Here is a 12,869-nt window from a genome sequence, read left to right as displayed (position 1 = left end):
CTATCCGACCGCGATAATCAGACGTATCCCTGTCGGGCGCGCGCCGCGTGTGCGCGGTTCGGCGCAACCCTGTCACCCCTGCGTGTCACCCGGCTTGCCGGACGGCTTGGACCAGGGCCAGCGCAGGCGGCCGCCGGAGGTGTCGTCGGGGTCGTACGCGTACTTCCAGCCCTGGATCAGGCCGAGCCGCTTGCTGTGGCCGCGCGGCACGCGCCGGTAGACGTACACCGTGGGCGGGCCGCCGTCCGGGTCGGGGACGGGGATGCGGTACGTCTTCGGGGGATGTCCGGTCGGCCCGAGCAGGACGGGCAGTACGCGTCCGTCCATGGGGCCGCCCTCGAACGGGGTGTCCTGGCTCTTCACGGTCTCAGTCTCGGCCATCCCGGGTGAGGGTGCCCACGAGGGCCGCCGTCTGCTCGTCGCGGGCCGCGGTGACCGAGAGGGCGGCGACGAACTGGTCCACCAGCCAGTCGCGCAGCTCGTCGGTGGGCGGCTGCTTGTCCTCGTCCAGCCAGATCAGGGAGGCCGCCTCGACGGCCGTGATCCACATCCGGATGGTCATGCGCAGCCGGGGCCCGGGGTCGGTGGCGCCGAGATGGCTGAGAATGTGCTCGGCGGCGGCCCGCCGTACCCCGTCCACGATGGCGGTGGTGCGCGAGGTCTCCGCCACGCTGCCGCCCCGCAGCAGCGCCGCGAAGCCGGTGTCGTGCTCGTCCACGAAGGTCAGATAGCGGGTGAGGGCGCGGGTCAGCCGGGCCAGCGGGGAGCCGGTGCGGGGCTCGTCGAAGCACTGCCGCAGCTCGTCCGCGGCCGACCCCAGCGCGGCCTCGTACAGCTGCTGCTTGCCGCCGGGGAAGTACCGGTACACCAACGGCCGCGACACCCCGGCCGCCTCCGCCACGTCGTCCAGCGACACGTCCTCGGGCGCCCGGTGCGCGAACAGCGTCAGCGCGGCGTCGAGCAGCTGGCGCCGCCGCTCCTCGACGCTGAGCCGGCGATACGCGGGGGTGGCGGTCTGGGGGGTCATGCCACGCAGCGTAACTTGCGGGCCCGGGAGAGCGGGGGGTGCCGGTCGGCCGACCGCGCTCGACAGCGGGGGCGGTCCGCGGATACACACGGGGGACATCGGACGAGAGGGAGTGCGGGATGACGGTGCGGGTGCTGAGGGCCGAGGGACGTCCGGCGACGCCGTGGAAGAACGGGGGCGGGCTGACCCGGGAGATCGCGGCGGGCCCCGAGGGCGCGGACATGGCGGACTTCGCGTGGCGCGTCAGCCTCGCCGATGTGGCCCGGGGCGGCCCGTTCTCCCGCTTCGAGGGGGTCGACCGGGTCATCACCCTGGTCGAAGGACCCGGCATGGTGCTCACCGTCGACGGGTCCCCGCACCCGGTGGCCGAGCCGTACGCCCCCTTCGCCTTTCCCGGGGACGCCGACACCGACTGCCGGCTGCTCGGCGGCCCGCTCGTCGACTTCAACGTGATGACCCGGCGCGGCCGGGCCACCGCGCGGGTGGAGATCGTACGGGGGCGGGTGGCACTGCCCGCGCGGTCCGCCGCGCCCGTGCTGCTCGTCGTGGTGCTGGAGGGTTCCGCCGTCCTCGAGGGGACGGGCACGGGCCTCGGCCGCCTCGACGCGGCCCTGTGCACCGGCGCCCGTGGCGAGGCCCTGGAGGTCGAGGGGGTCGCCGCGCTGGTCGCCTTCAGCGAGGTGACCGCGGCGGCCTAGGAGCCTTCGCGTTGTTACCAAGTGCGGACAGAACCGGGTGAACTGCGTTGGCACAGAGGTCATCTGATGGGGCGTAGGGAATGACCACCCGATGCCCGAGGGGGATTTCGATCATGACCGCTCGCACTGTGCGCCGCACCACCCGCACCGCCCGTACCGTTCGCACCACCGGCCTGGTGGCCGTCGCCGCGGCCGCCGCGCTCTCGCTGGCCGCCGTCTCCGCGCACGCGGCCACGTCCGCCGCCGCCGGTGGCGCGCACCATGCCGCCGTGTCCGCGGTCGCGGCGAAGAAGTCGGCCCCGGAGCGCACCCAGAAGCTCCCGGACGGCAGCACGGCCGAGATCTACAAGCTCGGTGAGCAGAGCTACCGCGCCAAGATCGTCAACCGCGGCTCGGTGCTGGCCACCCTGGACACGAACGGGCACGACGCCGGGCTCGACGCCAATGACATGTTCATCGTGCTCACGCTGGGCGGCGAGCTGCACGCCTGGATGGGCGGCGGCCACCAGGGTCCTGGCACCTTCAAGGTCGCGGGCGGCTGGACCGTCAAGGTGACCAAGTTCGGCGAGCTGCGCTACCGCGCGCAGATCATCGGCCACGACGGGGTGGCCGCCACCATCGAGACGAAGGACCAGCACGACGTCGGCCTCGACGCCAACGGCGTGTACATCGTGCTCAGCAACGGCGGTGTGCTCAGCGCCCACGAGTAGGAGGGCGCCGGTACGCCGAAGTCCCCGCCGGGCGAGGGGAGTTCCACCGGCGGGGACTTCGCGCGTCCGGCTACGCCAGCAGCCCCGACGACTGCCACAGCCGCCGCCCGACCCCGCGCAGCACGCCGATGTCGTCCAGGAAGTCGGTCAGCCGCTTGGCGCCGGTCTGCATGATCTCGCGGCGGTGGCCGCTGGCCTTGACCTGGGCCATGGCCTCCCGCCTGTCGAGCCCGACGTTGGTGTACACCTCCGGGTTGACGAAGGCGACGGAGAAGACGCGCGCGAACTCACCGGAGGTCACCCGGGTGAACTCCTGGGACCAGCGCGGCGCGGTCACCATCTGGCGGCGCAACTCCTCACGGGCGTACCGCACATGGCGCGCCTCCTCGACCACATGGATCCGCGTCACGCCCCGCACCAGCGGCTGCACCCGCTCGTCCGGGAAGGTCAGGCGCTGCATCCAGTCCAGGACCTCCTCGCCCAGCAGGGTCGCCGTGAAGGAACCCGGGGTGGTGGAGATGGTCTTGAAGAGGCGGCCCAGGTTCAGATGCGCCCTGCTGACCGGGTACCAGGGGGTGTCGCCGCGCTCGATCAGGCGCGCGAACATCTTCGAGTGGCGGCACTCGTCCTCGATCTCGGTGAGGGCGTAGCGCACATGCGCGCTGGTGGCGGACTTGTCGTAGATGTGCCGCACCAGCAGCTGCATCAGGATGAGTTCGAACCAGATGCCGAGCGAGGCCAGCGCCGCCGCCTCGTGCTGGGAGAGCAGGATGCGCTGCTCCTCGCTCATCCGCCGCCACATCGGCGTGCCGTACAGCGAGACCAGCTCGGGCGGCCAGTACCACTTGCCCTCCTCGAAGGGCGCGTCCCAGTCCAGCTCCTTGTCGGGGTCGAAGGAGTGCTTGGCGGAGGAGACCAGCAGCCGTTCGGCCACCTGCTCCCGGTCCTTGAGCAGGCCGAGCGCGTCGCGCAGGCCGTCCAGCGCGTCCGCTTCCGTCAGGGTCGTCATGGCTCCCTCACCTCGTTACCCGGGGGTATGTCGTCCAGTAACTTATGAGACTGCCTGTCAGCAAGGTCGTCAATCCCCTGCGCAGGACTTGTTGACCGCGCGTCTACGTGTGAGCCTGCGGGATATGTCCACCCATGACCTGTACGCCGACCAACCCGGAGAGCCCGCCTGGCAGGTGCCCGCGTCCGGCGCGGCCCGGTTCAGCTGGGAGTACGACGACGGCCGCGAGCGGCTGCTGGCCCTGTACCAGAAGGGCAAGGACAAGCAGTGGGACGCCACCCGGCGCATCGACTGGGACCTGGAGGTCGACCCCCACGACGTGCTCGGCACCCCCGACGAGGCGACCGCCCTGTACGGGACGCCGTACTGGGACCGGATGAGCGGGCGCGAGCGGGGCGAGCTGCGCCGGCACTTCGCCTCCTGGCAGTTCAGCCAGTTCCTGCACGGCGAGCAGGGCGCGATGATCTGCGCCGCCCGGATCGTGGAGTCGGCGCCCGACCTGGACGCCAAGTTCTACTCCGCGACCCAGACCATGGACGAGGCCCGGCACGCCGAGATCTACAGCCGGTTCCTGAAGGAGAAGGTCGGGCTCGTCTACCCCATCAACGACAACCTCCAGGCGCTGCTGGGCGACACCCTGCGCGACAGCCGCTGGGACATGCCCTACCTCGGCATGCAGGTGCTCATCGAGGGGCTGGCGCTCGCCGCCTTCGGCCTGATCCGGGACACCACCGACAAGCCGCTGCCCCGGCAGATCCTCACCTATGTGATGCAGGACGAGGCCCGGCACGTGGCCTTCGGCCGGATGGCGCTGCGCGACTACTACCGGCAGCTCACCGACGCCGAACTGCGCGAGCGCGAGGAGTTCGTCGTCGAGGGCTGCTATCTGATGCGCGACCGGCTGCGCGGCGTGGAGGTGCTGGAGAACTTCGGCATCCCGCGCGCCGAGGCCGAGGAACTCACCGAGCACACCGAGTTCCTCCGGCTCTTCCGCAAGCTGCTGTTCAGCCGCATCGTGCCCTGCGTCAAGGACATCGGCCTGTGGGGCGAGCGGCTCCGGCGGGCGTACGTCGACCTCGGCGTGCTGGAGCTGGGCGACTCCGATCTGGAGCGGCTGATGGCCGAGGACGAGGAGCTGGCCGACCAGTTGGACGCGCGGCGCTTCGCCGCGGAGGAGCGGGCGCGGGTGGCGGAGGTGAGGGAGGCGATCGAGGCGGGGGCGGAGGAGGGCTGAGCGGGCCGGTGGATGTGCGGGAACGCGGCGGGACCGGTGCCGACTCGGTGCCCGCCCGTTCACCCGCGTGCAGTAGCGTGCTGGCGTGTCCATGCCTCCGTCGCCGCAGCAGCCGCCGTACCCGAACCAGCCCGGTTCCCCGTACGGCCAGCAGCCCCCTTACGGGCAGCAGTCCCCTTACGGCCAGCAGTCCCCCTACGGGCAGCCGCAGCCGCAGAACCCCGGCCCCTACGGCGGCTCGCCGTACCCCCCGCAGGGCGCCCAGCCCCAGGGCCCGCAGCAGCCGCCGTACCAGGGCTGGGGCGGTATGCCGCCCGTCGTGCCGCCGCCCCCGAAGAAGAGCCGGGTCGGCCTGATCCTCGGGATCGTCGGCGGCGTGGTCGTGCTGATCGTGGGCGGTCTGGTCGCCCTCGGCGCGATCGGCTACAAGGCGGCCACCACCTTCCCCGACGCCAAGAACAAGCTGACGCTGCCCAAGACGCTGCTCGACGGCAAGTACGCGTTCTACAAGGACCTCTCCAGCGCCGACGGCCAGGCGATCGAGAGCGAGGCGGACTCCTCCTGGAACGCCAAGGACGTCCACGCCGTGGTGGGGACGTACACCCTGGGCGGTGATGTGACCAAGGGCAACCTGGTGGTGTCGGGCATGTACGGCCGGTTCAAGGACAGCGACCAGATCCGCCGGAACATGATGAAGGGCGGCGCCGAGAGCGCCGACACCACGGTCGCCGTGCCCGTCAAGGACTTCGACCTGGGCGTCACCATCAGCTGCGAGGTGCTGGTCCAGGACCACGCGGGCACGAAGATCACCATGCCCTCCTGCGCCTGGGCCGACGGCAACACGGCCGCCACGATCGCCATCGTGGACATGAGCTCCATGTCGCAGGACCCCTCCCAGGTCGACCTGGCCGCGCTCGCCAAGGAGACCCTCCAGGTCCGCTCCGAGTCGATCAAGCCGATCGGCTGACCGCCGCCTCCTCCCCGGGCGCGAACGGCGCCCGCAGCGTGAAGGCGTACGGCGTCGGGCCGTGCGCCCTCAGGTGCAGCAGCCGGTCCTCCGCCTCGGCGACCGCCGGGCGGTGGCCGGCCGGCACCCACCACAGCGCGGTCACGGCTTCCTCCAGCCGCTCGAAGAACTCCCGGCGCCTGGCCAGCAACTCCCGGTGCAGCCCCCGGTACATGAACGCGGTGAGCGCCTCCGGGTCCCGCCACACCGACAGGTTGACGATCATCCACGCGTCCCCGAGCACCGGGACGTCGGTCGCGTTGCCGGAGTCGCTCTTGAGCCGCCACACGAAGCCGTCCGAGGCGTCGGCGACCGCGTTCACCGGGTCGAGCCCGTCGACGAAGTCCTTCAACTCGGCCGAGTCCAGCGGGTGTTTGAGCCGGGCGATGTTCACCTGGGCCAGTTCGTACGCGGGTGCGGTATCCGTCATGGTCGCACCCTAAGGAGATCCGGGCCGCCCGCGGCAGCCCCGTCTCACCGGCCGAGCACCGCCCGCATCACGTCCCGGGCGATCGGCGCCGCGTCGCCCCCGCCGCTGATCTCGCCCCGGTCCGCCGAGGCGTCCTCCACCACCACCGCGACCGCGACCGCTGGCTCCACCGCGTCCTGGTCCTGCGCCCAGGACACGAACCAGGCGTACGGCAGGCCGGTGTTGCCCACCCCGTGCTGCGCGGTGCCGGTCTTGCCGCCGACGATCGCGCCGGGGATCGCCGCCCGGGTACCGGTGCCCTCCCGCACCACCCCGGTCATCAGCTCCTTCAACTGCTCGGCGGTGTACGGGTGCATGACCTGCCGCACCGGATGCGTCCCGCTGCCCGCGACCGTCTCACCGTCGTGCCGGGTCGCCCGCTCCACCAGGTACGGCGTGTGCAGCCGCCCGTCGTCGGCGACGGCCGCAGCGACCATCGCCATCTGGAGCGGGGTGGCCCGGGTGTTGTACTGCCCGATCGAGGAGAGCGCCAACTGGGCCTTGTCCACATGGGAGTCGAAGGTGCTGGGCGCGACCGGGAAGGGCACGCGCATCCCGCCGTCGTTGAACCCGAACGCCTCCGCCGTGGCCGTCATGTCCCGCACCCCGACGTCCACGCCCAGCTTGGCGAAGACCGTGTTGCAGGACCACTCGAAGGCGTCCCGCAGCGAGGTGTCCGCGCAGCCGTCGCCCTCGTTGGTCAGCGTGGTGCGGGTGCCGGGCAGCCGATAGGGGTCGGGGGAGTCGGTGCGCGCGTCCGGGTCGGTGACCACCCCCGCGTCCAGCGCCGCCGCCGCGGTGACCACCTTGAACGTCGAACCCGGCGGATAGGTCTGCCGTACCGCCCGGTTGAGCATCGGCTTGTCCGGGTCGCCGTTGAGCCGCGCCCACGCGGACGCCACCGACTCGGCGTTGCCGGAGAGCTGGGCCGGGTCGTACGAGGGGCTCGTCACCAGGGCCAGGATCCGCCCGGTCGAGGGGTCGACGGCGGCCACCGCGCCCTTGCGCCCGCCGAGCCCCCGGTAAGCCGCCTCCTGCGCCGCCCGGTTGAGCGTCGTCACGACATCGCCGCCCGGTTCGCGGCCCCGGGTCAGGTCGTTCCACAGCGGCAGCGGCGCGAGCATCGGATCGGCGCCGGAGAGCACCCCGTCCTCGGAGTGCTCCAGGAACGTGGTGCCGTACGACTGGGAGGCGAAGCCGGTCACCGGGGCGTACAACGGGCCGTCCTGGTAGGTGCGTTCGTAGCGCAGCTGCTCATGGGTGTCCACGGAGCCGGTGACCGGCTTGCCGTCGACCAGGATGTCGCCGCGCGGCTGCTGGTAACGGGCGATGGCCGCGCGCCGGTTGGCCGGGTTACCGGTGTAGTCGCCGGCCTGGACGAGCTGCACCCGGGCCGCGTTCACCAGCAGCGCCGCGAGCAGCAGGGTGCAGAACGCGCAGGCGTGCCGGATGTACCGGGCCATCGGCCGCCCGCCCTCGCCGCCCATCCCGGTGTAGTCGCTCATGGCGCCTGCCTGCCGTCGTACTGGCGGCGCGCCGAGTCGCTCACCCGGATCAGCAGGGCCACGATCGTCCAGTTGGTGACCACCGAGGAGCCGCCCTGGGCGAGGAAGGGCATCGCCATGCCGGTCAGCGGGATCAGCCCGGTGACCCCGCCCGCGATCACGAACACCTGGAGCGCCAGGATCGAGGCGAGGCCCACCGCGAGCAGCCGCCCGAACGGCTCGCGCAGCGCGAGGCCCGCCCGGTAGCCGCGCTCCACCAGCAGCGCGTACAGCAGGATGATCGCCGCCAGGCCGGCGAGGCCCAGTTCCTCGCCGGCCGTGGCCAGGATGAAGTCCGACTTGGTGGCGAAGCCGATGAGCACCGAGTGCCCGAGCCCGAGCCCGGTGCCCAGCAGGCCGCCCGCCGCGAACGCGAACAGCGACTGGGACAGCTGGTTGGGGCCCCGCCCGGCCTCGATGGTGGCGAACGGGTGCAGCCAGTCCACGATCCGGCCGCCGACATGCGGCTCCACCCGGCCGACGGCCACCGCGCCCAGCACGGCGAGCACCAGCCCCACCGCGATCCAGCCGGTGCGCCCGGTGGCGACGTACAGCAGCACCACGAACAGCCCGAAGAAGAGCAGCGAGGTGCCGAGGTCCCGCTCCAGGACCAGCACCCCGACGCTGAGCAGCCAGATCGTCACGATCGGCCCGAGCACCCGCCCGGTCGGGAACTGCATCCGCCAGATCCGGCGGCCGGTGTACGCGAGCGCGTTGCGGTTGGCGGCGAGGTAGGCGGCGAAGAACACCGCGAGCAGCACCTTCGCGAACTCGCCCGGCTGGATGGAGAATCCGGCGGCCCGGATCCAGATCCGGGCGCCGTTGACCGCCGGGAACAGGATCGGCAGCAGCAGCAGGACGAGCGCGGCGACCACGCACACGTACGCGTACCGCTGGAGCAGCCGGTGGTCGCGCAGCAGCAGGACGACGACGATGAACAGGGCCACCCCGAGCGCGGACCACACCAGTTGGGCGGGGGCGGCCCGGTCGCCCGGTGTCTCCAGGTCCAGCCGGTAGATCAGCACCAGGCCGAGCCCGTTGAGCAGCACCCCGATGGGCAGCGGCAGCGGATCGGCGTACGGCGCCCGCAGCCGTACGGCGAGATGCGCGAGCAGCGCGAGCACCCCGAGCCCGGCCCCGTACGCCAGCGCCCCCGGCGGCACCCGCCCGGCCCGGGCCAGCCCCACCGCGCAGTAGCCGTACACCGACAGCGTGACGGCCAGCACGATCAGCGCGAACTCGATCCCGCGACGCCGGGGCAGCCGGGCGACGGGCACGGCGGCCGGGGCCGTCGCCGCGGCGGTTCCGGCGTCGGTCATGCCGTGAACCTACCTAAAGCAGGCAATTCCGCCCCGCTGCAACGCGCCCCCTGAGGGGCGCGGGGCTGTGTCCGATATGCGGCTCCGCCGCGTGGGCGCGATCAACCACTTACGGCCCGCACCTGCCGACGAACCGCCCCGGCCGAGCCCTACCGCCCGGCGGAGCCCTACCGCACCGGCGGAGCCACCCGCGTCGGCCAAGCCACCGGCAGGACGAGCGTCGCCACCGCCCCGCCGTCCACCGCGTTCCGGAACGACAGCCGCGCGCCCAGCACCTCCGCCTGCCCCACCGCGATGGTCAGCCCGAGCCCGTGCCCCTTCACCCCGCCCTCGGTGCGGAACCGCTGCGGCCCGTGCGCGACCAGGTACTCCGGATACCCGCCCCCGTGGTCCCGCACTGTCACCACCGGCCCGTGCACCGTGAGCAGCACCGGCGCCGCCCCGTGCTTGTGCGCGTTGGCCACCAGGTTGCCCAGCACCCGCTCCAGGCGCCGCCGGTCCGTCTCCACCAGGGCGTCCCGTACGACCCGTACCTCGGTCTCCGTCCCCGACGCCCGCACCACCCGCTCGGCGAGCGCGCCCAGCCCCTCGGCGTCGGCCTCCAGCCGCTCCCGGCCGCTGTCCAGGCGGGAGATCTCCAGCAGGTCCTCGGTGAGCGTGCGCAGCGCGGCCACCCGGTCCCGCACCAGTTCCGTCGGCCGTCCGGGCGGCAGCAGTTCCGCCGCCGCGTGCAGACCGGTGAGCGGGGTCCGCAGCTCGTGCGCCACGTCCGCGGTGAACCGCTGCTCGCTGAGCAGCTTGCCCTGGAGCGAGGCGGCCATCGAGTCCAGCGCGGCGGCCACCGCGGCCACCTCGTCCTGGGGCCGGGTCGGATCCTTCGTACGGGGGTCGCCGACCCGGGCGTCCAGATCGCCCGCGCTGATCCGGCGGGCCACCCGGGCCGTCGTGTGCAGCCGCCGGGTCACCCGGCTCACGGCGAACACACCGACCAGCACGGTCGCGCCGATGGCGAGCGCGGAGGACCACAGGATCGAGGTGTCGAGGCTGGCGATGGTGCCGGACTGCTGCGAGTAGTCGATCTCCACGGCGAGCGCCCGGTGCCCCTGGACGGGGCCCGCCGCCCACATCGTCGGCCGCCCCCGGTGCGTGGACACCATGGTGCCGCGCCGCCCGGCGGCCGCGAGCGTCCGCAGCGAGTTTGGCAGCCCCTCGGGGTCGACCCCGGCATTGGGCAGGAGGGTGTCCCCGGCCTCGTAGGCGCGGGTGGCGTCCGCGAGCCGGGACAGGGCGAGGTCACGGGCCTGGCCGACGGTCTGGTCGGTCACCGAGACATGCACGAGCACCCCGAGCAGCGCGGCCAGCGCGCAGCACATCACGGTGATGAACCCGGCCGCCTTCACGGCGAGCGGCCCCGCCCAGCGGGCCAGCAGCAGCCTCATGACGCGCCCGGGGAGGCGGCGGGGGAGGCGGACGGGCGCGCGGAGGGGTGCGCGGAGGGGCTCCCCTTGCGCAGCCGGCGGCCCGTGCCGGTGTGCAGGTACTCGTCGCGGGAGAACACCATCGCGCGCTGGCCGGGGTCCCACTCCCAGGTGGTGCGGTACTCGTAGCCGGAGATGTCCGCCGGACTGCGCTCGATCAGCGCGCGCCCGGCCAGCTCCACGCCGAGGATCGCGTCGTTGTCGGCCAGCACCTGCACCAGGCGGCGGCCCTCGACGGTGTAGACCCGCACCGCCGTCTGGTTGGTCGGGTAGAGCCGGAAGCCGAGCGTGAGATCGGGCCGGCCGTCGCCGGTCAGGTCCCGGTAGTACGGCTTGAGCAGCGGGCACAGCGCCCGGTCGCCGCCCGCGCGGCACTCCTTCACCCGGTCCACGGTCCCGTGGAACGCCCCCTTGGACCCGTAGTCGGCCGGGTGCGCCTTCAGCTCCGCCTCCAGGATGTCCACCGGATCGATCCGGCGTATGTCGCCGCCGGGCACGGTCAGGCCCTTGACGGTCTCCCTCGTCGCCACGTCGTACGGGTACGCCGGGCTGGACGCCGGGTGCAGGTCGGGCCAGAGCTTGGCGGGGCTGTCCGCGGTCTGGGTCGGCCCGGCGCTCTGCAACTGGCCGGCGTCCCCGCAGGCCGCCGCCGTCGCCGACAACAGGGCGACGGCGGCCGCGGCGAAGGCGGTGCGCACAGGGCGACGGACGGGCACGGTGCTCCAGAGGCGATGGTTTTGCAGGTCAGTAGGCCAGTATGCACATAGATTCCAAGGAAGCCCCTTTTCGTCCGTTCTGTGCACCTGAGCCGTGCGCCGGTGCCGGGACAGAGAGGCTACTCGGCCAGTTCCTCGAGGAGCCGTACGGTATGCAGCCCCGCGCGCAGATACGCCACGAACAGCTCGTTGTGCAGCGCCCACGCCGAGCGGCGGGCCCGGATCAGCCGGATGGCCTCGTCCGGCGTGCCGCCCCGCCGCACCAGCGCGTGCGCCACGACCAGGCCCGAGCGGTTGTACCCGTGATAGCAGCGCACCAGCACCCGGCGGCCCGCGTCCAGCGCCTCGTTCGCCGCCCGCGCCAGCCGGATCACCCCGGCGAGCTGCGTCCCGTCCAGCGGTCCGTCCGGGATCGGCCACACATGGTGCTCGACGCCCGCGTCCGGGCCGTAGCCCGGCAGCCGCAGCAGCGACTGCACCACATCGAACTCGTCCCGTACGACGGCCGTCTCCAGCCGTCCCGTACGCCCCCGGTACTCGTGCCCGCCCATCCACAGGCCGGGCACGATCTCGCTCCACGGGCTCCGTGGAGCCGGCACGTCGGGCTGCGTTCCGCGGGTTCGCACCGGCGCCTCCCCAACTCCCCTGCGCGGGGCCGCTCTCCACGGTAGCCGCTCTTGCCCGGGAAGCACCCGGCCTGTTCCCATGGTCGAGGGGTGATGCGCATGAGCGGACTGCGCGTGGTGCCGGGCCGCCGCGGGGGCCGGGACCGGCTGTACGTCTGCCGCCCGGACGGCAGCCGGATCGCCTGGTACGACCGTGCCGCCGGCCGGGTCGACCTGCTCGCCGAGGACGAACGGGACCAGGTGCTCGAAGCCCTCAAGCCCTTCCTCACCGGCCCGGTGGCCGTGGGCCCGCCCCCGGTCCCCACCGCCGCCGAACTCGCCCGGCTCGCCCTGCACCCCGACGACGACCTCGCGCCCAACCGGCCCGGCGAGGCGCTGCTGATCGCCCTCGACCGCGACCCGGGCGCCGGGCACCGGCTGCGCCCCGACCCGCGTCGCCGCGCCCTGCTGGCCGAGCAGGCCGTGGGCGACGTGCTCGACGCTCTGGAGGGCGCGGGCTGGCTCGCCCTGCACTCGCTGCCGCTGCCCGGCGGCGACCGGGTCCACCATCTGCTGATCGGCCCCGGCGGGCTGTTCGCCGTGCACGCCCTGTACGCCCGCAGGGCGCGGGTGCGGGTCGCCGACCCGATGGTCACCGTGGGCCGGCGCGCCGCCGAGCCCCTGCTGCGCCGACTGCGCGCCCAGGCCGACCGGGCCGCCTACGCCCTGACCGCCGAGGTCCGCCCGGTGCTCGCCCTGACCGACCCCTCCGGGGTGACCCTGACCGCGGCGCCCCGGGGGATACGGGTCCTGTCCGCCGGGGATCTGCCGGGGCTGGCCCGGCTGGGCGGCGTACTGAAACCGGCGGACGTGGCGGCGCTGCACGCGATGGCGCGGGACCGCCGTACCTGGGAGAAGGTCTGAGCCGGGCCCTAGATGAGTGAGTCCGATGTTCTCAGTGGTCGTAGGCGATCAGGGATCGTTTGATCTTGGCGCCGGTGGTCCAGTTGTGCCAGATGCCGGCTGCCAGGGCGAGGAGTCGTTGTCCGGTGCG

The 12,869-nt window shown here is 73.0% G+C and carries 14 protein-coding genes and 1 pseudogene; 5 read left to right on the top strand and 10 right to left on the bottom strand.

What is annotated here, in order from left to right; genetic code table 11:
- Positions 1–72: 72 nt before the first annotated feature.
- A complete protein-coding gene (locus ACLF5H_RS35860; protein WP_421680182.1) occupies positions 73–381 on the bottom strand; it encodes a hypothetical protein in 309 nt (102 codons plus the stop codon).
- Entirely contained in the window at positions 368–1,027 is a 660-nt protein-coding gene (locus ACLF5H_RS35855; protein ID WP_421680181.1) for a TetR/AcrR family transcriptional regulator, read from the bottom strand. Before ACLF5H_RS35855 ends, ACLF5H_RS35860 begins: the two co-directional genes overlap by 14 nt.
- 119 nt (positions 1,028–1,146) lie before the next feature.
- Between ACLF5H_RS35855 and ACLF5H_RS35850 the strand changes: the two genes are divergently transcribed.
- Together ACLF5H_RS35850 and ACLF5H_RS35845 are read left to right on the top strand one after the other, a co-directional pair.
- A complete protein-coding gene (locus tag ACLF5H_RS35850) occupies positions 1,147–1,725 on the top strand; it encodes a HutD family protein (RefSeq protein WP_421680180.1) in 579 nt (192 codons plus the stop codon).
- Between the two features lie 113 nt (positions 1,726–1,838).
- The gene (locus ACLF5H_RS35845) at positions 1,839–2,435 is read left to right on the top strand and encodes a hypothetical protein (protein ID WP_421680179.1); all 597 of its coding nucleotides are present in this window, start codon (positions 1,839–1,841) and stop codon (positions 2,433–2,435) included.
- 70 nt (positions 2,436–2,505) lie between these two features.
- Here the strand turns inward: ACLF5H_RS35845 and ACLF5H_RS35840 are convergent, their stop codons facing one another.
- A complete protein-coding gene (locus ACLF5H_RS35840) occupies positions 2,506–3,444 on the bottom strand; it encodes an AurF N-oxygenase family protein (protein ID WP_421680178.1) in 939 nt (312 codons plus the stop codon).
- Positions 3,445–3,568: 124 nt separating this feature from the next.
- On the opposite strand from ACLF5H_RS35840, the gene ACLF5H_RS35835 reads away from it, so the two are divergent.
- Entirely contained in the window at positions 3,569–4,678 is a 1,110-nt protein-coding gene (locus ACLF5H_RS35835; RefSeq protein WP_421680177.1) for a ferritin-like domain-containing protein, read from the top strand.
- A gap of 91 nt (positions 4,679–4,769) precedes the next feature.
- Entirely contained in the window at positions 4,770–5,645 is an 876-nt protein-coding gene (locus tag ACLF5H_RS35830; protein WP_421680330.1) for a hypothetical protein, read from the top strand.
- Here the strand turns inward: ACLF5H_RS35830 and ACLF5H_RS35825 are convergent.
- From ACLF5H_RS35825 to ACLF5H_RS35800, 6 genes are all read right to left on the bottom strand, one after another.
- A complete protein-coding gene (locus tag ACLF5H_RS35825; protein ID WP_421680176.1) occupies positions 5,629–6,114 on the bottom strand; it encodes a DUF3291 domain-containing protein in 486 nt (161 codons plus the stop codon). The genes ACLF5H_RS35830 and ACLF5H_RS35825 overlap by 17 nt on opposite strands.
- Positions 6,115–6,158: 44 nt before the next feature.
- Entirely contained in the window at positions 6,159–7,616 is a 1,458-nt protein-coding gene (locus ACLF5H_RS35820) for a penicillin-binding transpeptidase domain-containing protein (protein WP_421680329.1), read from the bottom strand.
- 38 nt (positions 7,617–7,654) lie between these two features.
- The gene (locus ACLF5H_RS35815) at positions 7,655–9,016 is read right to left on the bottom strand and encodes an FtsW/RodA/SpoVE family cell cycle protein (protein ID WP_421680175.1); all 1,362 of its coding nucleotides are present in this window, start codon (positions 9,014–9,016) and stop codon (positions 7,655–7,657) included.
- Positions 9,017–9,183: 167 nt separating this feature from the next.
- Positions 9,184–10,455 (bottom strand): ATP-binding protein, encoded by a 1,272-nt coding sequence (locus ACLF5H_RS35810; protein WP_421680174.1) that lies wholly within the window; start codon positions 10,453–10,455, stop codon positions 9,184–9,186.
- Positions 10,452–11,210: a hypothetical protein gene (locus tag ACLF5H_RS35805; RefSeq protein ID WP_421680173.1), complete on the bottom strand. Its 759-nt coding sequence runs from the start codon at positions 11,208–11,210 to the stop codon at positions 10,452–10,454. Before ACLF5H_RS35805 ends, ACLF5H_RS35810 begins: the two co-directional genes overlap by 4 nt.
- A gap of 119 nt (positions 11,211–11,329) precedes the next feature.
- Entirely contained in the window at positions 11,330–11,836 is a 507-nt protein-coding gene (locus tag ACLF5H_RS35800; RefSeq protein ID WP_421680172.1) for a protein-tyrosine phosphatase family protein, read from the bottom strand.
- A 99-nt stretch (positions 11,837–11,935) separates the two neighbouring features.
- On the opposite strand from ACLF5H_RS35800, the gene ACLF5H_RS35795 reads away from it, so the two are divergent.
- The gene (locus ACLF5H_RS35795; protein ID WP_421680171.1) at positions 11,936–12,739 is read left to right on the top strand and encodes a nuclease-related domain-containing protein; all 804 of its coding nucleotides are present in this window, start codon (positions 11,936–11,938) and stop codon (positions 12,737–12,739) included.
- A gap of 31 nt (positions 12,740–12,770) precedes the next feature.
- On the opposite strand, the pseudogene ACLF5H_RS35790 reads toward ACLF5H_RS35795, so the two are convergent.
- Positions 12,771–12,869: pseudogene (locus ACLF5H_RS35790) on the bottom strand (IS982 family transposase); the annotation flags it as partial.

The organism is Streptomyces sp. LaBMicrA B280, from assembly GCF_049222185.1.
GTDB classification, from domain to species: domain Bacteria; phylum Actinomycetota; class Actinomycetes; order Streptomycetales; family Streptomycetaceae; genus Streptomyces; species Streptomyces murinus.
This window is presented reverse-complemented; position numbering and strand designations above follow the sequence as displayed.

Bases quoted from the DNA above. Each gene is read 5' to 3' on its own strand.
- ACLF5H_RS35860 (WP_421680182.1), bottom strand. From the start codon at position 381: ATGGCCGAGACTGAGACCGTGAAGAGCCAGGACACCCCGTTCGAGGGC.
- ACLF5H_RS35855 (WP_421680181.1), bottom strand. From the start codon at position 1,027: ATGACCCCCCAGACCGCCACCCCCGCGTATCGCCGGCTCAGCGTCGAG.
- ACLF5H_RS35850 (WP_421680180.1), top strand. From the start codon at position 1,147: ATGACGGTGCGGGTGCTGAGGGCCGAGGGACGTCCGGCGACGCCGTGG.
- ACLF5H_RS35845 (WP_421680179.1), top strand. From the start codon at position 1,839: ATGACCGCTCGCACTGTGCGCCGCACCACCCGCACCGCCCGTACCGTT.
- ACLF5H_RS35840 (WP_421680178.1), bottom strand. From the start codon at position 3,444: ATGACGACCCTGACGGAAGCGGACGCGCTGGACGGCCTGCGCGACGCG.
- ACLF5H_RS35835 (WP_421680177.1), top strand. From the start codon at position 3,569: ATGTCCACCCATGACCTGTACGCCGACCAACCCGGAGAGCCCGCCTGG.
- ACLF5H_RS35830 (WP_421680330.1), top strand. From the start codon at position 4,770: ATGCCTCCGTCGCCGCAGCAGCCGCCGTACCCGAACCAGCCCGGTTCC.
- ACLF5H_RS35825 (WP_421680176.1), bottom strand. From the start codon at position 6,114: ATGACGGATACCGCACCCGCGTACGAACTGGCCCAGGTGAACATCGCC.
- ACLF5H_RS35820 (WP_421680329.1), bottom strand. From the start codon at position 7,616: ATGGCCCGGTACATCCGGCACGCCTGCGCGTTCTGCACCCTGCTGCTC.
- ACLF5H_RS35815 (WP_421680175.1), bottom strand. From the start codon at position 9,016: ATGACCGACGCCGGAACCGCCGCGGCGACGGCCCCGGCCGCCGTGCCC.
- ACLF5H_RS35810 (WP_421680174.1), bottom strand. From the start codon at position 10,455: ATGAGGCTGCTGCTGGCCCGCTGGGCGGGGCCGCTCGCCGTGAAGGCG.
- ACLF5H_RS35795 (WP_421680171.1), top strand. From the start codon at position 11,936: ATGAGCGGACTGCGCGTGGTGCCGGGCCGCCGCGGGGGCCGGGACCGG.